General features: G+C 34.4%; 15 protein-coding genes. 9 read left to right on the top strand and 6 right to left on the bottom strand.

Annotated features, from left to right (window positions below; all coding sequences use genetic code 11):
* Positions 1–694, bottom strand: a 694-nt coding sequence (locus AB1444_08960; protein MEW6526780.1) for an amino acid carrier protein, incomplete at its 3' end; no start/stop codon positions are given.
* A gap of 184 nt (positions 695–878) precedes the next feature.
* Here AB1444_08960 and purB point away from each other — a divergent pair.
* The gene (gene purB, locus AB1444_08955) at positions 879–2,174 is read left to right on the top strand and encodes an adenylosuccinate lyase (protein ID MEW6526779.1); all 1,296 of its coding nucleotides are present in this window, start codon (positions 879–881) and stop codon (positions 2,172–2,174) included.
* A 46-nt stretch (positions 2,175–2,220) separates the two neighbouring features.
* On the opposite strand, the gene AB1444_08950 is transcribed toward purB, so the two are convergent.
* Positions 2,221–4,347, bottom strand: coding sequence for a methyl-accepting chemotaxis protein (locus AB1444_08950; GenBank protein MEW6526778.1), 2,127 nt, complete (start codon positions 4,345–4,347; stop codon positions 2,221–2,223).
* Positions 4,348–4,682: 335 nt separating this feature from the next.
* On the opposite strand from AB1444_08950, the gene AB1444_08945 reads away from it, so the two are divergent.
* Genes AB1444_08945 through mutS form a run of 4 tightly spaced genes read left to right on the top strand, consistent with a single transcriptional unit; the run spans position 4,683 to position 10,851 of the window.
* Complete coding sequence (locus AB1444_08945) at positions 4,683–5,882, top strand: CaiB/BaiF CoA-transferase family protein (protein MEW6526777.1); 1,200 nt, start codon at positions 4,683–4,685, stop codon at positions 5,880–5,882.
* Positions 5,879–7,195, top strand: coding sequence for a tRNA (N6-isopentenyl adenosine(37)-C2)-methylthiotransferase MiaB (miaB, locus tag AB1444_08940; GenBank protein ID MEW6526776.1), 1,317 nt, complete (start codon positions 5,879–5,881; stop codon positions 7,193–7,195). Before AB1444_08945 ends, miaB begins: the two co-directional genes overlap by 4 nt.
* Entirely contained in the window at positions 7,176–8,300 is a 1,125-nt protein-coding gene (locus AB1444_08935) for a hypothetical protein (GenBank protein MEW6526775.1), read from the top strand. The genes miaB and AB1444_08935 overlap by 20 nt, the downstream gene beginning before the upstream one ends.
* Complete coding sequence (gene mutS, locus AB1444_08930; GenBank protein MEW6526774.1) at positions 8,290–10,851, top strand: DNA mismatch repair protein MutS; 2,562 nt, start codon at positions 8,290–8,292, stop codon at positions 10,849–10,851. The genes AB1444_08935 and mutS overlap by 11 nt, the downstream gene beginning before the upstream one ends.
* Here mutS and AB1444_08925 read toward each other — a convergent pair whose 3' ends face one another.
* Positions 10,852–11,613: a slipin family protein gene (locus tag AB1444_08925; protein MEW6526773.1), complete on the bottom strand. Its 762-nt coding sequence runs from the start codon at positions 11,611–11,613 to the stop codon at positions 10,852–10,854.
* Positions 11,614–11,699: 86 nt separating this feature from the next.
* The gene (locus tag AB1444_08920; protein MEW6526772.1) at positions 11,700–12,989 is read right to left on the bottom strand and encodes a nodulation protein NfeD; all 1,290 of its coding nucleotides are present in this window, start codon (positions 12,987–12,989) and stop codon (positions 11,700–11,702) included.
* Between the two features lie 267 nt (positions 12,990–13,256).
* Between AB1444_08920 and AB1444_08915 the strand changes: the two genes are divergently transcribed.
* Entirely contained in the window at positions 13,257–14,444 is a 1,188-nt protein-coding gene (locus AB1444_08915; protein ID MEW6526771.1) for a HEAT repeat domain-containing protein, read from the top strand.
* Positions 14,445–14,839: 395 nt separating this feature from the next.
* Complete coding sequence (locus AB1444_08910; protein MEW6526770.1) at positions 14,840–15,778, top strand: acetylxylan esterase; 939 nt, start codon at positions 14,840–14,842, stop codon at positions 15,776–15,778.
* Between the two features lie 34 nt (positions 15,779–15,812).
* On the opposite strand, the gene murJ is transcribed toward AB1444_08910, so the two are convergent.
* On the bottom strand, positions 15,813–17,387 hold the full coding sequence (murJ, locus tag AB1444_08905) for a murein biosynthesis integral membrane protein MurJ (GenBank protein ID MEW6526769.1): 1,575 nt from the start codon (positions 17,385–17,387) through the stop codon (positions 15,813–15,815).
* Between the two features lie 249 nt (positions 17,388–17,636).
* Here murJ and AB1444_08900 point away from each other — a divergent pair, with 249 nt between their 5' ends.
* Together AB1444_08900 and AB1444_08895 are read left to right on the top strand one after the other, a co-directional pair.
* Positions 17,637–18,371, top strand: a complete 735-nt coding sequence (locus AB1444_08900) for a hypothetical protein (protein ID MEW6526768.1) — start codon at positions 17,637–17,639, stop codon at positions 18,369–18,371.
* A gap of 242 nt (positions 18,372–18,613) precedes the next feature.
* Positions 18,614–20,584, top strand: a complete 1,971-nt coding sequence (locus AB1444_08895; protein MEW6526767.1) for a PQQ-binding-like beta-propeller repeat protein — start codon at positions 18,614–18,616, stop codon at positions 20,582–20,584.
* Here AB1444_08895 and recJ read toward each other — a convergent pair.
* A complete protein-coding gene (recJ, locus tag AB1444_08890; GenBank protein MEW6526766.1) occupies positions 20,569–22,566 on the bottom strand; it encodes a single-stranded-DNA-specific exonuclease RecJ in 1,998 nt (665 codons plus the stop codon). The genes AB1444_08895 and recJ overlap by 16 nt on opposite strands.
* Between the last annotated feature and the right edge of the window lie 20 nt (positions 22,567–22,586).

Here is a 22,586-nt window from a genome sequence, read left to right as displayed (position 1 = left end):
TATTTGATCGATAAATAATTAATATTATTGTTCCAGCAATTATGTAAAATAAAATCATCACAGGAACTATTGCCGAAGCTGCCCGTGCGATACTTTTGATGCCACCCATAATAACAAGAAAAGTTAAAATAAAAAGAGCAATCCCGGTAATCCAGTGGTCAATGTTAAACGTTGCTTTCATGGCTTCAGCAACTGAGTTTGATTGTATCATGTTACCTGTGCCAAATGCAGCACATGCAGCAAATATTGCAAAAATCATGGCAAGCCAGTTATTTTTTAACCCTTTTTCTATGTAATACATTGGCCCGCCGGACATGGTTCCCAGTCCATCAACTTCACGATATTTGACTGCCAAAACAGCTTCACTGTACTTTGTGGCCATTCCAAATAACCCGGTAAGCCACATCCAGAACATTGCACCAGGCCCACCAATAGCAATAGCTGATGCAACTCCTGCAATGTTTCCAGTGCCCACAGTGGCAGCCAGTGCTGTCATTAAAGCCTGAAAATGTGAAATATCACCAGGATGTGCACCGTACTCTTTTCGTTTAATTAATGCCAGGTATAATGAAGAAAACAGCGTCCTGAATTGTAATCCTTTAAGCAATATGGTAAGATATATTCCAGTTCCCAGCAGCAAAATGATCAGTGGGGCTCCCCACACAAAATCACGTATTTGATTAAGATATTCCATGATATACCCTGATTAAAAATTTGTATTGTTATACATTGATGCTATATTGTTATCCTATCCGTCAAGCAGTAATTTACTAACTATCCCAAATTATCTTTTTTTTACTTGATTATTTTCCTTATTGAAGGAAAATTTACTTTTTCTTTAATTTATTATGAATTATAAGGTGTAGTAAGAGGTTTATATGATTGATAGGTATTCACGGAAAGAAATTGCTAATATATGGTCACTGGAAAATAAATTTAAAATATGGCTTGATATTGAGATAGCTGCCTGCGAAGCAAATGCACAGTTAGGAGTTATACCACAGCAGGATTTGGCAATAATAAAAGAAAAAGCAAACTTTAATGTTACCCGCATTGAAGAGATAGAAAATCAGGTGCACCATGATGTGATAGCATTTTTAACCTGCGTTGCAGAATATGTTGGACCATCAAGCAGATACATTCATTATGGTCTCACATCAAGTGATATTGTTGACACTGCACTATCAATTCAAATGAAACAGGCTGGTGAAATTATACTTCATGATATTGACCAGCTTCTTCAAGTACTGAAAAAATTAGCAGTCAAATACAAACATACTCCATGTATGGGGCGCTCCCATGGCGTTCACGCAGAACCAACGACATTTGGCACTAAGATGGCATTGTATTATCATGAATTTTTACGTAACCGCAAAAGAATGCAGGATGCAATTGATGAAATATCGTATGGAAAGCTTTCAGGTGCTGTTGGCACGTTCAGCAATATTGATCCGCGTGTTGAAGAGATAGTATGTAAAAAATTGGGGCTTAAACCTGATCCAATATCAACACAAATTATACAAAGAGATAGACATGCACACTACATGTCAGCTGTAGCTATTTGCGCAGGAACACTGGATAAATTGGCAACTGAAATACGCCACCTTCAACGGACGGAAGTACGTGAAGTTGAAGAACCTTTTCAAAAAGGTCAGAAAGGCTCCTCGGCAATGCCTCATAAACGAAATCCCATCTTGTGTGAGCGGGTGTCAGGGCTATCACGGGTCATAAAGGCAAACCTTATGGTAGCACTGGATAACATGACATTGTGGCATGAACGTGATATATCACATTCATCAGCGGAGCGTGTAATATTGCCCGATAGCACTATTGCACTTGATTATCTGCTTACAAAGATGATGTTTATACTTGAAAATCTTCATGTATATCCTGATGCCATGATGAAAACCATTGAAAAAACTGGTGGATTGTTTTATTCACAGGGATTGTTACTTAAACTGGTAGAAAAAGGTTATACTCGTGAAGTAGCTTACCAGATAGTACAGGATAATGCAATGAAAGTATGGAATGCAGGGGGCTCTTTAAAGGAACTATCGCTGAATGATGAAAGAATAACTGCAAAACTTTCACATGATGAAATAGAAGAAATATTCAAACTGGAAAATTTTTTGCATAATATTGATTATGTATTTAAAAAAGCAGGTTTGGAATAAATAAATTGTGCACTTTATGCTAATAATGGCGTAAGTGTTCGTTTCATCATATCTTAAAACGCTCAATAACTTTTTTAAGTTCTGCTGCCATAGATTCAAGTTCTGATGAAGTGTTTGTAAGGTTTTCAGATAATGCCACAAATTGGCCTGCAACTGCATTAACGTTTTCAATGGATTGGACTATCTTTTTGGTATTATCGCTCAATTCAGCCATTGAAAGCGATAGTCCTTTGGAAAACTCGCTGGCACTGGCAATGCCTTCATGAATCCTTGCAAAATCTTGAACTCTTTGATTAATTGTTTCAATAAAACCTGTTATTAATGTTACACTGCGTTCAATATCCTGCATGATATTCATCAATACTTTTCGCATGGTGTCCATCATGCTCATGTTGCTATTCATGGCACTATTGCCTTCATTTATTATTTTTGAAATTTCCTTAAGGTTTTGCGAAGTTCTGTCTGCAAGTCTTGAGATTTCTTCTGCAACCACAGCAAATCCTCTTCCATGTTCACCAGCTCTTGCTGCTTCAATTGACGCATTTAGTGACAAAAGGTTAACCTGTTCCGCAATATCAGATATTAATCCTATAACATTCATAATATTTTCAAAAAAACTTGCTATATGCTTTGATGATTCTGCCGTACTGGTAACAAGATTTTCACTATCATGAGCATTTTTTTCAACTCCTCGTATTGCTACGATGACCTGCTGTGCATCGTTATTTAATGTATTCATTGCAGCATTAAGATTATTAACAATATCTTCAAGATTTTTCAAGATATCACTTTGCTTATTGGCATCGGATGCAATTGTATAAAAGGAACTGGATACTTCGGCTATAATTGAAGTAACCTGTTCAATATTTTGTGCCTGTTGTGAAGCCTCTTCCTTTATTGATTTTCCTGAGAATGCTAAGGCTTCGGATGAAATAAGTACCTTTTCGCTGAGTTCATTAGATTTCTGTATAAATTCAATAATAACTTCCCTGAAACCAATAAAACTTCGTATAAAATCCTCCATTATATCACGTGATTTTACTAATGTAATTTCACCTGTCAGATCGCCTTTGGTTGCCTTTTGTAAGGCTGGCATAGCTATATCAATAGCTTTTGAAAGTTTCATCAGCTGTCGGTTAATAAGATATCTGACGATTAAATTAAGTACTATCATGCCAAGTATTATCAAAAATAAACTTCTGTATACAGTTTTATACAATATCTTTTCATCAAATGCAGCCATTATAATACGATTGCTCTGAGGCATAGTATAACCAAATAACACAGCGTGATTGCCTTCAAATACACCATCTACTTTTGAATACCTGGTAGCTTTTATATTTTGAATAAATTGAATGGTATCATTATATAAAAATTGTGGCTGGTTTCCTTTTTTAATTGTTTGCGTAAGGGGTAATGATAAAAATTCATCTCTATTACTCATAATAACAATGTTATCTTCAGAAACAAGAATTACGCCTCCATATTCTTTAATTACAGTTGGTATGCTTTGAGTAAACGCTTCATTAGTATCTAATTGAATTGTAGTAAAACTATCATTTATTCTGGCTGTTAGTAATGAATCAACATTTGATTTATCTATACGATAAAATAATACCAGAAGAAATACAGATGTTAAAAGTGTTATAGGTATGACTATGCTAATAATTTTACTACGTAGTCTTTGAACTGCAACTGGTATCCCAAAACGTCCCAGTGGATATGTCCTGGTATACCATACCTGCATAGAATTGAACCCAATAAATAAGAACACAAACACTAAAATAAAGAAAACATAAAAATGATAATATAAGTTATTGTACCCAAATTTAAAATACATTAAGAAAAACAAAGGGATATATACAATAATTAAATACCCCATATTAAGCAACATTGTTTGTTGTGCACCTGTCTTAAATTTATTAAAGATCTTTTCATGCTTTTGTGGGTCTTCACTTTCAAATAATCGTAGTATACTAATAACCATCCACATGTAATATGTGAATAATGATGAAAAAGATATAACCCAGAAAATAATAAATGCTAATAACAGCCTGATATCTTTAAATAATGGGAATGAGCTGCTCATAATAATGACAAATAGTAATGCATTAAATAAGATAACAGCACTCCCATATTTCTGAAACTGTTTGATAAGCTGTTTTGGTTGCATTAATTTACCCCATAAAAAAATTGAATAAATTCCAAAAATAATGTAGTCTAGGTATAAATAAAAAACAATAATTATATTAAAATATACTAAAAATTTTTACAAATAAAATGATATATAATTTTCAAAACGTCAAATTTACCATTGGAAAGCCATACTAAAGCTTTTTCACCAATTACAATCATGATAAAGACATAGTTTATAAAGCCAGAAATTATATGAAAATCAACCAATTGAAAAATATCAATAAAGGGATGATAGATTCTCATAAACTTTTACTTGACTAATATCTATTTATACATATAGACATTGACAGTGTAGTATAACATGAGGTAAATATGAATTATCCATTGAAAAATCTTAAAATATTAGATTTCACATACCTGCTACCTGGTCCTTATGGTACCATGATGTTAGCTGATTTAGGTGCTGATATAATCAAAGTGGAAAATCCCAACAATCCCGATATGTTAAGGATGCTTCCACCAATTGTTAATGGTATTTCAGCTGTTTATGCGCATATTAACCGTGGTAAAAAGTCTTTAGCACTTGATTTAAAATCACCGGAAGCAAAAGATATTATATACGCACTTGTAAAAGACTATGACATTATTATAGAGCAGTTCAGGCCAAAAGTTCTGGAAAAGTTGGGTTTTGGATATAATGATTTAAAAACCATTAACTCTTCTATAATATATTGTTCATTGTCAGGTTATGGGCAAACAGGAAGTTACGCATTGCGAGCGGGACACGATATCAACTACATGGCACTATCTGGAGTTGATTCCTTTTCAGGAAAGAAAACTACAGGCCCTTCCCTTCACGGCATTCAGATTGCTGATATTGCCAGTGGTGCTAAGAATATGGTAATTGGTATATTAGCAGCATATATCAAACGACAGGCTACTGGTGAGGGAGATTATATAGACATTTCTATTACTGATGGCGTATTTGCCATGAGTGCATTTACCACAGCAGCATACCTGGAAGGCGAACCATTACCACAGCCTGAAACGCAAATGCTCAATGGTGGGGGAATATATGATTACTATCCAACATCCGATGGACGCTTTTTGTCAGTAGGGCCCATTGAACCAAAGTTTTTCCAGAGTTTTTGCCAGGCAATTGGCTATACTGATATACTGCAAAATATGGATTTTTCACCTGAAGCTGTTCATTTCCATAAAAAAAAGATTGCTGCTATTATTGCATCGCAACCTTTATCACACTGGATTGCAGTATTTTCAAACGTTGATGCTTGTATTGAACCAGTAAGAACACTTGAAGAAGCTATAAACAATCCCCCGCTTTCTGAACGCGATATGATAGTTTCAATTATGGATGGTAAGGGTTCTGTATTTAAACAGATTGGAAATCCAATTAAGTTTTTATCGCAAAACTATATTGCGCATTCAGCAGGTGTATCGCTTGGCTATAATAATGATGAAATTTTACAATCTATTGGCTATAATGAACATACAATTCAACAACTATATGCTAAAAATGTAATAGCAAAATTTAATGAAAGCAAACTATGAAAACACTAAAAACATTTACCATAGTAACCTTTGGCTGTCAGATGAATAAAAGCGATTCTGAATTAATGGAAGTTTCACTGGCACAGGAAGGTTTTGTAAAAAGCACAACGTATGGAGATATCATCATATTCAACACCTGTGCAGTCCGCAAACATGCAGAGGACAGAGCCCTGGCTCATATTGTTGAAGCCCGTAATACCTATAAGAACTCCATCATTATTGTTGCCGGCTGCATGGCACAACGATTGAGCTGGGAATTGCGGAGTAATTACGGCGTAGATTTAGTTGTAGGTCCCTACCACTCACCTAAAATTGGTTCAATTATCAAAAGTTTCATCCATAATCAAGGTATTAGCGAGTACACATCACAGGATGTAAAGGATTTTGCATCACGAATTCATCCTTCACTGGTTGCTCATAAGGATGAATTGCCATGGCATAAGTGGGTTACCATATCCCATGGATGTGAAAATTATTGCGCATATTGCATTGTCCCTTATGTACGGGGCAAGCTTATATCCTTCCCTTCACAGCAGATTATTGATTACTGTAAACTGCTCATTGACAACGGAATAACTGAAATTACATTGTTAGGACAAAACGTAAACCAGTATGGTCAGGATTCAGGCGATGTACCATTTTATACACTGCTTGAAAACATTGCCATGTTGCCTGGATTATATAAATTAAACTTTTTAACTTCACACCCAAAAGATTTTAATATAGAAATACTTCATGTTATACAAGATAATCCTGTCATTGCTCGTAGCATACATCTTCCTTTGCAAAGTGGCTCGGATACCATACTACAGGCAATGAACCGCCAGTATACCATGAAACACTATTACGCAATAATAGAGGCAATACATAAGCTACTACCTATGGCTTCCATATCTACTGATCTTATTGTGGGCTTTCCTGGTGAAACACAAAAAGATTTTGAAGACACAATTGATGCTGTACGTACCATACAGTTTGATGAAGCGTTTACCTATAAGTATTCGCCGCGTGAAGGCACAAAAGCTTTCACACTAGCTGATTCAGTGTCTGATATAGTCAAGCAGGAAAGACTTGATATGTTAATACAAACTGTGCGTGAGATTTCCCAAAAACGATTGATGAATCACATACACACTACTACCGATATGATTGTAGAACGGATCAGTAAAAAATCGGAAAATGAAGTTATGGGTAAAACCATTTATAATCATCCTGTTATTATTAAAGGTGGGAAAGAAGATATTGGGAAAAAATACACAGTAACTATCGTATCATTAAAAGGTTCAACGCTCTATGGTGAGCGTAGCGCTTAAAACAATAGGCATTGTTGTATTGTTTACCACTATCACGTTAGCTGGTGAACAGTCTGATTTTGAAGCAATTCAGAAAGCATATCAATTAAACAGTAGCAACAAGCAGGAACTTGTAAATAAATACTTCAAGACTTATCCAAACAGTAACTATATTCCTGATATCAGAATGCTAATGGCTGACAGAGCTTCAACAGTAGATAGAAGCATTGCAGAGTATCATATAATAATCAGTAACTATCGCTATTATGCAAAACGTGATGTGGCATTTTTATCACTATGTCAGCTCTATTATATAAAAAGCGATTGGGGCAACCTGCTTGCTGTCTGCAACCAGGCAATCAAAGAGTGTAGCGCCAGTAACTATCGCCCAATATTTTTACAGTTTCGGGCGATAGCTCATTATAACCACAACCATTATGATGATGGGGTCAACGATTGTGAAAAAATACCTGAATACTCACGCCAGCTAAATACGCTGGCATACAGTTTGTTCTTAAAAGCAGAGATGGACAGACAGATGTACGGATATGCACGTCAATACATTAAAGGTCTTGCCGAACTGATACATGGCTATTCTGAAGCAGCTATATATCCCACCTGTTTACTGCAATTGGGACAATATTATGAATATAATAGAATGTACAACGAAGCCTGGTCAACGTATAATTTTTTGATGGCTCAATTCCCAAAATCACCTGAAGCAGTGAAGGCGTATAATTATGCTCAACTTGTAAAGAAATTTAATCCTAAAACTGTTGCGTTTGTGCCTGATGAAAAGATTATTGCTCAGAGTGAAGCTATTGATATTAAACCTGATGTGGAAGAAAAAGAAACCCAACAAAAACAAACCATATATTATACCATTACTATTGGGCCTTTTTATAATTTACAAAAAGCAAAAGAATTACAAAAATTGATTGTTAATTATGTGGTGCCTGTACATATCGTCAGGAAAGAAAAATTTTTTGACATATATGCAGGCCATTTCAATTCACTTGATGAAGGCATGAGTATTAAAATACAATTGGCTGAAGAGTTAGGCATTAACGGGTTTATTATTGAAATATTTGAACAGGATGGGAAGCAGTATATCTATGGGCAATGATAAAGAACTAACTCCCATGATGCGACAGTATCTTGCGATTAAGCAAAATTACAAAGATGAGATACTGTTTTTCAGGCTTGGCGATTTTTATGAGATGTTCTTTGATGATGCAAAGATTGCTTCCAAAGTTTTAGATATTGCTCTGACTTCACGGCAAAATGATATTCCCATGTGTGGTGTGCCATATCACGCTGCTGACAGCTACATTGCCCGACTTATCAAATCTGGATACCGTGTGGCAATTTGTGAACAGATGGAACCTCCATCGTCAAGTTCTATTGTAAAACGCGAAGTTATCCGCGTCATTACTCCAGGTACTGTCATTGAAAGCAACCTTATTGCATCAGATGAAAATAATTACTTAGGTTCAGTGGTCATTCATAACAATACGGTTTGTACTGGATTTGTTGATGTATCGACAGGCGATTTTTTTCTTTCAGCTGCAGATTATAATCGTGAATTCATGGCTACTGAAATTTCACGTTTTTCACCAAAAGAAATGCTGTTATACGGATCCCCGCAGGAACTCACATTTTTACATGACCTTTTAAAACAGCATGACATTGCTTTAGCATCTATTAATGAGTGGTATTATGATGTTGAATATCTTTCTAATATAATATGTGATATCTATGGATTAAGCAATATTAAGGGGTTGGGATTAACACATACAGCAATTCTTACTGTTGGTTCACTGCTTCACTATTTAAAGGATACTCACAAAAGTGCGCTGGTGCACCTGAAATATCCAAAGAATGTTAGCCGCAGTGAATTTATGGTTTTAGACCATCAAACTATCCATAATCTTGAAATCTTAAAAAGTCAGGATGGTTCAAAACTTCATTCGCTTTTTGGTGTGCTCAATCATACACAGACTGCAATGGGGAAACGGACGTTAGAACGAGCACTTCTGTATCCATTGCTTGACGCAGTTGCTCTTGAAAGCCGTTATGACATTATATCATATCTTATGGGTAATATTAATCTTTTAAAGGAAATCCATGATGCGTTATCGCATATTCATGATCTGGAGCGGCTTGTTTCTCGCTTTGCCTTGAAAAAATATTACAATAGGGATTTTATTGCTTTGCAGCAATCCATTGAAGCAGCCAATGATGTATATATATTATTGCAACAACATCCTGATAAGCTTTTTAATATGCTGGGCACTATCAGCGATTCTTTACAGGAACTATCGCTCAAAATTAAAAATACTATTGTTGAAAATCCACCGCTTTCTTCAGAACAGGGACGCGTGATTAAAGAAGGTGTCAATGCTGAACTTGATAGGCTATATACGTTAAAAACTGATGCACGACAATGGCTTCTCAATTATCAGGAAGAAGAAAAAAAGCGTTTAGATATTGCTACCTTAAAAGTACGGTATAACAAAGTTATTGGCTATTACATTGAAGTGAGCAAGGGTCAAGCTGCAAAGGTTCCACAGGATTATTTCAGGAAACAAACGTTAATTAATGCTGAGCGCTATACAACCGAAACACTGCAGAAGTTTGAAACAGATGTGGTGCAGGCACATGATTCAATAATCAAGATTGAAAATGAGATACTTGAGACAATTGTTGAGGGAATTCTATTTAATAAGCAACAGATTCAAGAATTAGCATATAATATTGGCATACTTGACATGTTTTGTTCATTGGCCCTGGCAGCATATCAAAACAACTACGTCAGGCCAGTGTTGAACAATGAAGGTATCATTGACATAAAGGCTGGAAGACACCCGGTAGTTGAAAAATTTTATATAAAAGAACCATTTGTGCCCAATGACATTTATCTGGATACTACAGACAACGTGATAGCAATTATTACCGGTCCCAATATGTCGGGGAAATCAACGTATATACGCATGGCTGCTGTACTTCAGCTTATGGCTCAGATTGGATCATTCATACCTGCCCAAAATGCTAATCTGTGTATTGTTGATAGAATCTTTACCCGTATTGGCGCAAGTGACAATATTGCACGCGGTGAATCGACATTTCTTGTTGAGATGAATGAAACTGCTATCATCTTAAACAATGCAACCGATAAAAGCTTAATTATAATGGATGAGATTGGACGTGGGACAAGTACCTATGATGGGATGTCAATAGCATGGGCAGTTGTTGAGTACATTGCCAATTATATCAAGGCAAAAACATTATTTGCTACTCACTATCATGAATTGACTAAAATAAATAAAAAAGGAGTTGTTAATTATACAGTGATGGTGAAGGAATCTATTAGTGGCGTAGAATTTTTGCATAAAGTTGTTCCTGGCGCAGCGGACAAATCGTATGGGATTCATGTGGCTAAATTGGCTGGTATTCCAAAGCCTGTAACTATAAAAGCAAACAAAATTCTGGAAAAACTTGAAAAATCTTCGCGGATTGATTCTTTAGTTAAAGCTCCTGATAATGAAGAACAACTTGAAATATTTCAGGCAACACATCATAGATTGGCACAAGCATTAAAAGATATAAACATTGAAAATTTAACACCGCTTGAAGCGCTCAATGAAATTGCACGCCTCAAGCGGCTTATTGAGTAATTATTTCTTACGGCCTGCTAAAAATGGTTCAACCAAATCAATTGGTATTGGGAACAATGTGGTGGAATTTTTTTCAGTAGCAACTTCACGCAGCGTCTGCAAATAACGAAGCTGTAATGCAATAGGATGTGGTTCCATAAGTTTTGCAGCATCTACCATTTTTGAAGCTGCCTGGTATTCCCCTTCGGCGTTTATAACCTTGGCTCTTCGTTCTCGCTCTGCTTCTGCCTGTTTTGCCATAGCTCGCTGCATTTCCTGTGGCAGGTCAACATGCTTGATTTCAACAGCTGTCACTTTAATACCCCATGGGTCAGTTTGCTTATCAAGGATCTTTTGCAATTCATGATTGATTCGTTCTCGGTCAGCTAACAGATCATCAAGTTCAACCATACCTAAAATGCTTCGTAACGTTGTCTGTGCCAGCTGTGATGTAGCATACAGGTAATCTTCAACTTCGGTAATTGCTTTATTGGGTTCTATAACCCGGAAATAAATAACAGCATTTACTTTTACAGAAACGTTATCACGGGTGATTACATCCTGTGGTGGTACATCCATGGCAACTGTTCGCAGGCTAACCCTGATCATCTTATCTACAAATGGAATGATAATGACCAGGCCTGGACCTTTGGGGCCTGTTGGTGGTTGCAATAAACGACCTAATCGGAATACTACAGCCCTTTCATATTCCCTGATTATTTTAATTGCTGATACAGCTAATAAAACTAACAGTATAATCAATGTAGGTAATGCTTGAAACATTATGTTCCTCCTTAAATTTTATTTGTAAATAAAAGACTTTTAAAAAAATTAGAATATGTATTAAACTTGTTTCCTATTATTTATTGCTATACCCTCTTTACATGCAACACCATGCCTTCCATTTTTACTACTTCAACTATATCACCTTTTTTCACAGGTTCATTTGATATAGCAGTCCACAGTTCTCCATGAACTTCTACTGTTCCCTTTCCAGCAAAATCGATTGTGGCCTCACCTTTTTCACCAATCATACCCTCAATACCGGTAACAGCCTTTTGTGTGTGTACTTTAATTACAGCACGGACTACAACAAATATAAAAAGTAACAGAACAATAAGAACAGTAATAATTGAAGTTAATGGTATCTGTCCACCTGGCAAAGGAGAATCAAATAAGATCATTGCCCCAATAACAAAGGAAATTATACCACCCAAGGTTAGCAACCCATAGCTTGTGAATTTTAATTCCAGTATGAACAATATTATAGCTAAAATGATAAACGTAAGTCCAGCAAAATTTATTGGCAATACTTTGACTGCCAGTAAAAATAAAAATAATGCAATAGCACCAATGATACCGGGAATTATCATACCCGGATTCTTTAATTCAAAACCAATGCCAATAACTGCAATTAAAAACAAAAAGAACACCATCTGCGGATCAGCAAAGTAATTTAAAATCTTTTCCTTCCAGTCCATTGTATACTGCTGTTGTTGAATATTTTTTGTTTTTAAAACCACATATATATCTTTTGTTTTAATCTTTTTACCATCGATTTTTTCTAAAAGATCATTGATATCATTAGCTACAACATCTATAACACCCAATCGGAGTGCTTCATTATTGGTGCTGGATATGGCTTCACGGACTGCTTTTTCCACCCATGTAATATTGCGTCTTCGTAATTCAGCCAAACTTTTTGCATAAGCAACAGTATCATTTAAAACTTTCTTTTCCATTATGCCGTTTTGTTTTTGTTCCGGGCTGAAATTTAAAAATGGGCTTACTGGATGCATGGCACCTATCTCAGTACCCGGTGACATTGCTGCTATATGAGAAGCTATCATAATAAATCCACCAGCAGATGCAGCTTGAGCACCTTTAGGATAGGTATATACAATGACAGGAATTTCAGAATCAAGTATAGCTTTGATAATGTCACGCATTGAATTAAGTAGCCCGCCAGGGGTATCCATAATCATCAGAACAAATTGCATATTATCCTGATTGGCTTTTTTAATTGAATTGACTATGTAATCGGCAATGACAGGATTTACCGAACCATTCAGTTCAATCAATGCATATTTATTAGAAGCAAAAACTGTTGAGGAAAAAGCTATAATGAGCAATAGTGTTGTTAAGAATCTGACTTTCATATAATTCCACCCGAAATAGAATTTCATACAAAACATCTGGCTTAATTATGTTAGCTGAAACTTTCTTACATAACACAATTATATACAATATATGTATTTTAAAACAATAGTCAAGATATTAAACATAAGAATTTTACAATTGATTGATATAATATTATATTTTTAACATAAAAGTAGCTCTTTTTATATGTTGACATAAAAAGAATTGCTTTATCAGGCCGATAGTTACTATATAATACCATGAATATATTTATTGAGAGAATATTTATGAAAAAAATATTTTTTATTTTTATCATTTTGCTTGCTTCACTATCGCTTTTGCATGCACAAGAATTAGAAAAGAAAAATATGGATGCGGTAGGCGATAGTTCCCTGAAAAAATCAACTGAAAAGAATACACCATCAGTAACTACAGAAACAGCTAAAGATGAAAAAAAAGATATTAGCAATACATCACAGGAAAATATAAAACAATCTGATGAAAAGAAAAAGGACATTTCACAGGATAAACAAATTGAAGCTGAAAAGAAAAAAACAGAATGGATTAAAAAAACAATTCAATATGGAATTCAGGATGACAGAATAGAAGCAATAAAATCAACATTAGCGTTAAAGCAACCTTCACAAAAAAATGAAATTATAAAACTATTGGATGAACTTATGCCTCAGGAAACAAATCCCGAAGTTAAACGCACCGCTATTACAGTTGTCAGCGAGCTTAAGAGCAGTTCATCATCGTCATGGATTATTACTTCGTTGAACGACACCTCAGAGGAAGTAAAAATTGCTGCTGTTTATGCAATTGACACATTAAAAGCTACAGAGGCAATACCTCAATTAGAAAGCATACTCAAGGAACAAAAATTTACTGAAAATTCCAATTTTACCGAAGCCCTTATACGGACATTAGGTAAATTAAAAGCTACTCAGCTTAAAGATTTTGCCATTGAACGTATTAAAGATACAAAAACAACAGATAATTTACGGCAATTGTTTATATTGTTTCTTGGTGATCTGGAAGATATCGGTTCAAAAGATTTTTTACTTGGAATTGTCAAAGACAAAGATGAAGATACAACCATACGTTCATATGCAGCTGTAGCACTGGCAAAAATTGGGGCAAAGGATACAGCAGGCGATCTGCTAGAAATAATAAAAGAGATAGATAGCTATCCTGTAAATAAAAGAAAAGATTATTATTCTTTTTCAATGTATTGTACTGCTGCACTGGTAAAAATGGGAGACAGCAATGCAATTCCCCGTTTGATGGAGGCTTTACGCAGTAATAATCCAGTTGTACGCCTGCGAGCAGTTGAGTTGATGAAAGATCTTAAAGACAAAAGAACTATTGACATTTTGAAATATAAAATGCAGTATGATCCAAGTCCCAAAGTACAGAAGGCAGCTAAAGAAGCATTAAAAGAAATGGGTGAAAATGTTGATGAATCAAAATAATACAATAAAAAATATCATAATGCAATCGTTAACGCTGTCTGTTGCCATACTGATAAGCCTGTTATTAATAATATTAATTTCAAATCTTATTATTTTTCCAATTGTCCTTTTATCCAAAAGCTATCCTAAAATATTTACCAAAATCGTTGAGATTGTCATCAATCTTGGCATTATTTCTGTAATTTGCTATTTCTTAATTTACAGAATAGTAAATTTACGTAAAGCAGGTATACCTGTTATATTGAGCATCAAAAATGCTTTTGTATCACCTTTACGTATTTTTTTATTTATTTTGATGATACTATCTTTTATAGTTGTACTGATAGCATTGATTTATCTTATTCTTAAAACAAACTATATGATTCTTTATAAATTAATTCACCAGTGATATCCCAATGGCTTTAGTAAGCGATTTTGATAAATATTTCCTGCATCTACCTAAAATATCCCGACCAGATGACTTTGAAAAATTTTGGCAGAATGCAATTAACGAATTAAAAAAATCTCCAATTGATGTCCAGTATGTACATAACAAAAGAAAATCAACTGGCAAATTCTCTGCCTATGATATGACTTACAGTGGATATGGCAAAACCCAACTTTTTGCCACATTATATATTCCCGATAAAATAGCACGACCGCATGTTGTTATTTTATTTCATGATTATGATGACCTTGAAAGTTATGCTCAGTTCCCCATTGATTTACCCTTTGCATATTGTTTTGTAGAATTACGAGGCCACCGAAACATCATTCATTATGATCAGGAACAAAACAAATATCCGGGATTTATGACTGAAGGTATCCTTGAAAAGGATGATTATTATGTTAAAGGACTTTACTTAGATGGTCTACGAACTATTGATGCATTGCGTTTACATAATGATCTTGATTGCAGTAAAGTAGCAATTATTGGTAAGGGATTAGGAGGTGCTGTAGCTTTATTCACCACATCAAATTCTAACAGGGTTGTGGCGCTTGTTCTTGATACACCATCATTTTGTTATCTGGATAAAGCACAGAATATTGCAAAAAGCATGATAGCAAATGAAATAAATGCTTTTATTGAAGAACATCGAAGTAAAAAATCTACAATAAAGAAAAACCTCAATTACTTTGATGCTTTGCAATTTGTCAATGCTATAACATGCCCGGTATTAACAACAGTTGGCTTTAAAGATTCTTTATCACCTGCAGAATGTGTGTTTGCCCTTTTCAATCACTTACAGTGCGATAAAACTATTGAAGTATACCCCGATGAAGGCCATAGTGCCGGTGGAATTGAACAGCAGAAACGTATAATTGAATGGATCAAAGCCATAATGTTGGCGTAAAGCTTTATTTTAGTGTTTTACTTTCTTTCGTTATCTATCGTTTAAACCCAATCATTTTAAGTATATTCATTATTTCTTCTATCCTGAATATGAACGTACAAGCAAAGTATACACCGCCATATAATGGAAGCACTATTCCAGCTAGAATAAGAGGATGATAGTGCAAATGGATTTTAATATTGAATGCTATTAAAGCTGCGATAAGTGAACTTGCCCATAAATACAAAAGATATTTTTTTTGTAATCCGACTTCTCCAATTCTTTTAGAAATAGTTGCTTTTAGCAATTTATATTCAATCCACCCGGAAAATCCCGATGCTGCAGTAATTCCTACAGTTCCATACAGTTTATTAATACCTAGAAGTAAAGTCCCATACTGAGAAGCAAAAAAACCAATGATACTTGACAGTATAACGCGTAAAATTGCAAATTTTAAAGGGGTGCAAGTGTCATTCATTGCATAAAATGCAGATGAATATAATCTACTTTGGGTTATTGCAAGCAGTCCAACTGTTGAACCAGCAAGTACCATCCACACAAATGTTGTATCGTGAGTACTAAATGCACCAGTTTGATAAATAGCCCCAACAATAATATCGCCTAATATAAAAAATGCAATAGTTGATGGCACAACATAAAATGCAATACGTTTTATTGCGTTGTTTATTCGTGATTGAAGTTTTTTAGCTATTTCTTCCTGTGGGCCAATAACTTTTGACATGGCTGGTAATTCAGCGGCGGAAACTGACATGCCAAATAGGCTTATTGGTAGCATATACAATGTTTGGGCATAGGATATAGCGGCGACAGCTCCGGTAGGTAGCAAACTGGCAAGTAACGAATCAATGTATGCACTTATCTGAACAACTCCGCGTCCAAAAAATACCGGAATAAAATTATTAATAACAGTTCTTACTTCCTGTGTTCTAAATGAAAGTCGTAGTTTGAGCTGTTTAATGATAACGATAACAAATGGTAATTGTATCAATAACTGTAAAAAACTACCAGCCACTGATCCGGCTGCAGTATATTTTGCAAGGTCATTTTGCTGAGAACTATCGCCAAAAAATAATAATGTTATAATGATTATGATATTCCATAATACCGGTGCACTATACGATAAAAAGAACTTACCATGACTATTTAAAATGCCCAAACACCATGCTGAAAATACAAGTATTCCTGCACCTGGAAAAAATATACGAACAAGTAAAATGGTAAGCTCTCGCTTTTCACCGTGAAAACCAGGTGCAATGATATCGATAAGAAGTGGTGTTATCAGGATTCCAATAAATACAAGTGATGAAATTACAAGTGACAATATTCCAGCAATAGTCTGTGCAAGTTTTGTAGCCTGATCAAACTTTTTTTCTGCAAGCAATTTAGCATATACAGGTATAAATGAAGCTGAAAGGACGCCCTCGCCAAAAAGATTTTGCAAAAAATTTGGAATTCTAAATGCTGCTCTGAATGCATCTGCAGCATCCGAATTGCCAAAGTAATGCGCAAACACACGGTCGCGGATTAAACCAGCTATTCTGCTTAAGAAAATGCCGGTGGCAACCATTATGGTATTAAAAAGGCTTTTATCTTTTGGTTCGGTTTTCATATTGTGGTTTATATTAATTCAATTATTGTCAATAGTATTGTATGAAACAGAAATGGAAAATATAAAAAATTGTCAATTTGTAAAAAATAAAAAAATAAATTAATTATTAAATCTGCCGTTTTCAAATTTCTAAAATTTAAAAATTGCTTGTTTAATACACGATATACATATTAAAATTATCAAATAACCTTATTGTAACCTATTACTAATAACAATATTATTTTAAATTTTATGATAAGGACTTTTTATATGTATATACGTGAGGACATTATCAAAATAATAAATGAATGTGACCGGGTACTTAATTTAATAAATGCCACATTAGGCGAAGAATATTACTATCAAAGCTTGCCGCTCTGTGTCATTGACAGCGTATGGTCATTAGGAGTAAAGTATGAATCTGTCAAGCAAGTGGTAAGTAGATATTGTAAATACTTCAAACTTAAACGGATAAGGGAAAACCGATACAGTATTCCACCAAAAGAAGATCAAGAGTCAATATCAAACTTTTTTTATAAAATGAGTATATTAGGTGTTGCAAAGTTTACAGATGAAATTTTTGGTAAAAGACAAAGGACTTCAACCAAAAATGGTATATTAAAAACTGAAGCTGTTTTTCAATTTGCTACTGTGCTAAAAAAATATAAGGTTGACTATTTTCAAGATCTAAACAAAATAGTTTCAAATACTGATTTTGAAGCAGATATCAAAAAGATACCAGGTCAGTCAAGTGGCATTTCATTAAAATATTTCTTGATGCTTGCTGGAGAGGAAGATTTAATTAAACCAGACAGAATGATTGTAAATTTTTTATATGATATTACAGGAAAAAATATTACAGCTTATGAAGCTCAATTAATCCTTGTGCACGTATGTAATGGATTAAAATGTAAATATCCACATCTTACACCACGGTTATTGGATCATATAATATGGAACTACAAGAGAATGCACAATACAATCAGTTCCACTAGAAGAGTATAGTAGGCAATGAATGTATTAAATTGTCGTAAATATTTATATACTTTTTTGTACCTGCCGAATGTATGCATCTATCTAAATTTTATACTATGGTTATAAGGACTAATCTTACCATAAAAAAAGCAAAGATTTCTCACTTGCGTTCGAAATGAAATTATTGTAAAAAATAAATTTCTTTACCTTGAAAAATAAAAGTTTTAAAATAAAAGCCATGGTTATATCATTTTTTACAGCAGGAGGAAAGTATGAAAAACATCATAATAACCATTTCACTTTTATTAGTAACTTTCGCTACCTTTGCATTAGCGGGTAACTGGCCAATATATAAAGGAAATCTTTTTTTTACAGGCAATAATGATGAAATTATCGTTTCAAATAATCAATTAAAATGGCTATTCTTAGCTAAAGACAGAGTATTCAATCCAGTTGTAAGTGATGGAAGACTATATTTTGTTGATAAAAATGCATTTCTATATTGCATTGATGAAGATTCTGGAAATATTATCTGGCTTAATGATATACGATCCATATCATCACAGTTTAAAGCATATTCAAAATCAGCTGGGAAAATTAAATATCCTCTTGTGTATGGAAATACTGTTATTGTCAGCGATCCCATTGCTATTTATGCTTTTGATAAACGAACTGGCAACGTTATATGGGCACGTACCGGATTGCGTGTTGACGAAACAAAACCTCAAGGGTTAACCGGCATTACAACACAAATTTCCATAGATGGGATATATGCGGATCCCATTATTGATCAGGATACTATTTATTATGGTACTCGAAAAATATTTGCTTCACGGGATATAAAAAACGGGCATATAGTTTGGGAAAACAAGGATATTGCCACATACAGCGGTTTTCCTGTTTACTATGATCAGTATATCATAACGCAATCAATGAATTATGAAACAAAAACTTTTACCGTTTTTTGCTTGGAACAAAGAACTGGAAAAGTAGTATGGCAAAAAAATTTTAATCAACCAGTTGCAATACTGCCACCAGTAGTCAATAAACATGTATATGTACCCATAAATAATACCGTATATTGTTTGGATATAAAAAACGGTGAAACATTATGGCAGAAGTCATATAATGGCACCATTACATCACCGTTAAGTTTTACCGACAGGTCAATACTGTTTTCGCTGAATAATGCATCAATTGTTGGCATAAGTCCAGAAAGTGGTAATACCATTGCCAGCATATTTGTTGGACAACAATCCTCTCCGTACTTTGTTACCATTCGTGATGTTATATATATTGCGTATAATCAGCAAAATGATAAAAATCAACCAGTTGCAAAAGTGAAAGCAATGTATATCAATTCTGGCAATACATGGTGGGAATTCACTGCCCCCTTCCCTGGAGGCGTATCTCAACCAGTAGCTGCTGATGGTATTTTATTTTTACCTGCAGGAAACTATTTGTATGCAATTGGTGCAGGGTATATGGGAAGCAAACATTACGAAACTTCAAAACCAGAAGAAACCCAAAAGAGTGAACCAAAAGAACCATCAAAATTACCTGATCAAGAGCTATCTGAAAAAGAATTAGCCGATAAAACGAAAACACCCGAATCAAAGCCAACAACACAACCTACAAAACAACAAATGCCAACACGTCAGTTGCCCGTTGAGATTACGGATAATAATAAATCACCACTGAAATCACGTATAACTATTCAATACAAAGATGAAAATGGGGAGTATAACCAGTCAACTGCCATTAATGGAAAAGGTGATATAACTATCCCCGACAAAGACAATGTTGAAGTTATTTTTGAATCAGATGGTCATGTTCCCAAAAAGGTAATTGTCAATAAAAGCGACAGTCAATTGAAAGTAGTCCTTGATGAAATACAACCTGGCAAAGCTGTAGTGGTGGATAACATTCACTTTGATTTTGATAAATGGTATATCAGAAAAGACTCGATTAATATTCTTGATAAACTGGTAGACATGATGAAAGCAAATCCTCACTTAAAAGTTGAGGTGTGGGGCCATACTGACTCAATTGGCGATGATACCTATAATCAAAAATTATCTGAAAAACGTGCTGATGCGGTATGCGATTATATTATTAAGCATGGAATAAGCCCTGAAAGGATTAGCGCAAAAGGATTTGGTGAATCAAAGCCAATTGCACCAAATGATACTAAAGAAGGGAGACAGAAGAACAGGAGAACAGAATTTTATTTTAAATCCTGAGAGGGATAAAGATTTTCTATAATTAGCAGCGGCGATATAAGACCATTATACTCATTAGCTTTTACTGTAAAAAGTATATCAACAGGAATTTTTTGTATTAAAATATCTTTATATTTATCAGCTGAATTCCACGCCATAGCTTCTAATTTTATAGAACCATTAAAAATAATTTTACAATGTTTGCCATTAATGATAAAATATTGGCTGATGGTGCAATGTTTTGATAAAAAAATAAAAGGCTTATGCCCTATTCCATAAGGTTCAAATAATTTCAGTGCTTCAAGTAATTCAAAGGTTATGTATTCTATTGGCAATTCATAATCATATTCTGAAATATCATTTTCTATAGTTGTACAGCTCAATGTACTATTCAATTCTTTTAAAAGTATAGGAATATTCTCTTTTTTTATTGAAAAACCAAAGGCATGGTTATGCCCACCTAATTTTTCGAAAAGATGTTCATGTTTTGATACGGTAGTAAAAAAGTCAAAATTATTCCGTGACCTCCCTGAACCTTTAATTATCTTTGCCTCAGGCTTATCTGAAATTACAAGCACAGGTTGTAACAACTGATCAGCAAGCCTGTTTGCAATAATTCCGGTTAATCCGTCAGGTATTTCATTAGAACATATCACCCGTAATGCATTATTTTCAATGGATTCATTATTAGAAAATTTTGATACTAACGCTTGAATTATATTTTTACGTTCCCTGTTAAGTTGAACAATCTCCTGCAATAGTTCTTTTACTTTTGATTGCTTTTTCTCAAGAAGAAAATCGGCAGCTAACTTTGTTTTGCCAAATCTACCCGGTGAATTTAGAAGTGGTGATATATCCCAGCCAATAGTATCCGAATTTATTGTTTTTGCAACATGCTCTCTTATTACCTTTAATCCGCAATGATTAGTTTTATCAAAGTATGATATTCCGTTACTTACAATAATTCTGTTTTCATCTATCAGTGGCATCATATCAGCAATGGTACCCAGTGCCACCAGGGGGAGCATATCCTGTATAAATTGTGATATTTTTTTTGATTGCTGGTATTGTATCTTGAAAAGTAGCATGGTAGCATAATCCACCGGGGTTGGGAATAAATCCTTAACATCACCTTTTATTATTTCATTAATTGGCGATAGTTCATCTACAAAGTCTCTGATATCATAATACATTCCATGTTTTAAAGATGCTATATCAGGTACATCGTAATTAAAAAGAATTGCACCAGTATATTGTTTTAAAAGGTGTTTTATTTCCTGTATGCTGTTGACTGAACCATGAGCTATCGCCCTGCCTCTATGAATTACTTTATATAAAACAGAATCATGTGATAACGCTACAACTATAATATGCTTGTCATGATACTTTGTATAGCTTAGCAATACTGCCAGACAAAATTTATAAGTAACACCAACACCAGCCAGTTCCTTGAAGGGATATTGAGAACTGATTAATTTTGGGTTAATGATGACTGCATCTGGTAGTGTTTCAGATGGTTCATGGTGGTCACAAACAATAACATCCATACCCAAAGTTCTGGCATACGCAATTTCATTAACATCACGAGTACCACTATCCAATGTTATAATACAATCTATATTATTTTTTTTAAACTCATCAATAATAGGTATTGTTAGTCCATATAATTCATCGGCAACAGGATAACGGTAATAGTACTTTGCTTTCAAAAGATCAAGCAAATGAGTTAATAATGTTAAAGAAGTAAGACCGTCAATATCTGAATCCGCAAAAATACCTATTTTTTTCTTATGGGTTACAGCATTTTTAATGATCCTTACTGCTTCATCCATCTCGTTTATAAGAAATGGGCTGTAACATAATGTAAGGTCAGGATTGAGGAATGTGTATGCACTATAAGGGCTATTCATACCCCTAAGTAATAGTAAATCAGCAACAAGATGAGAGATTTTAAAATGAGATAATAATAAATCTTTTACATAGGATGATGTACTGGTACACACAAATGCCACCTTTATAGTAT

Source organism: Spirochaetota bacterium (genome assembly GCA_040756435.1).
GTDB lineage: Bacteria > Spirochaetota > UBA4802 > UBA4802 > UB4802 > UBA4802.
The sequence above is the reverse complement of the archived record's forward strand: the minus strand, read 5'-3'. Positions and strand labels throughout refer to the sequence as shown.

Coding starts and splice junctions, on each gene's coding strand:
- purB (MEW6526779.1), top strand. CDS start 879: ATGATTGATAGGTATTCACGGAAAGAAATTGCTAATATATGGTCACTG.
- AB1444_08950 (MEW6526778.1), bottom strand. CDS start 4,347: ATGCAACCAAAACAGCTTATCAAACAGTTTCAGAAATATGGGAGTGCT.
- AB1444_08945 (MEW6526777.1), top strand. CDS start 4,683: ATGAATTATCCATTGAAAAATCTTAAAATATTAGATTTCACATACCTG.
- miaB (MEW6526776.1), top strand. CDS start 5,879: ATGAAAACACTAAAAACATTTACCATAGTAACCTTTGGCTGTCAGATG.
- AB1444_08935 (MEW6526775.1), top strand. CDS start 7,176: ATGGTGAGCGTAGCGCTTAAAACAATAGGCATTGTTGTATTGTTTACC.
- mutS (MEW6526774.1), top strand. CDS start 8,290: ATGGGCAATGATAAAGAACTAACTCCCATGATGCGACAGTATCTTGCG.
- AB1444_08925 (MEW6526773.1), bottom strand. CDS start 11,613: ATGTTTCAAGCATTACCTACATTGATTATACTGTTAGTTTTATTAGCT.
- AB1444_08920 (MEW6526772.1), bottom strand. CDS start 12,989: ATGAAAGTCAGATTCTTAACAACACTATTGCTCATTATAGCTTTTTCC.
- AB1444_08915 (MEW6526771.1), top strand. CDS start 13,257: ATGAAAAAAATATTTTTTATTTTTATCATTTTGCTTGCTTCACTATCG.
- AB1444_08910 (MEW6526770.1), top strand. CDS start 14,840: ATGGCTTTAGTAAGCGATTTTGATAAATATTTCCTGCATCTACCTAAA.
- murJ (MEW6526769.1), bottom strand. CDS start 17,387: ATGAAAACCGAACCAAAAGATAAAAGCCTTTTTAATACCATAATGGTT.
- AB1444_08900 (MEW6526768.1), top strand. CDS start 17,637: ATGTATATACGTGAGGACATTATCAAAATAATAAATGAATGTGACCGG.
- AB1444_08895 (MEW6526767.1), top strand. CDS start 18,614: ATGAAAAACATCATAATAACCATTTCACTTTTATTAGTAACTTTCGCT.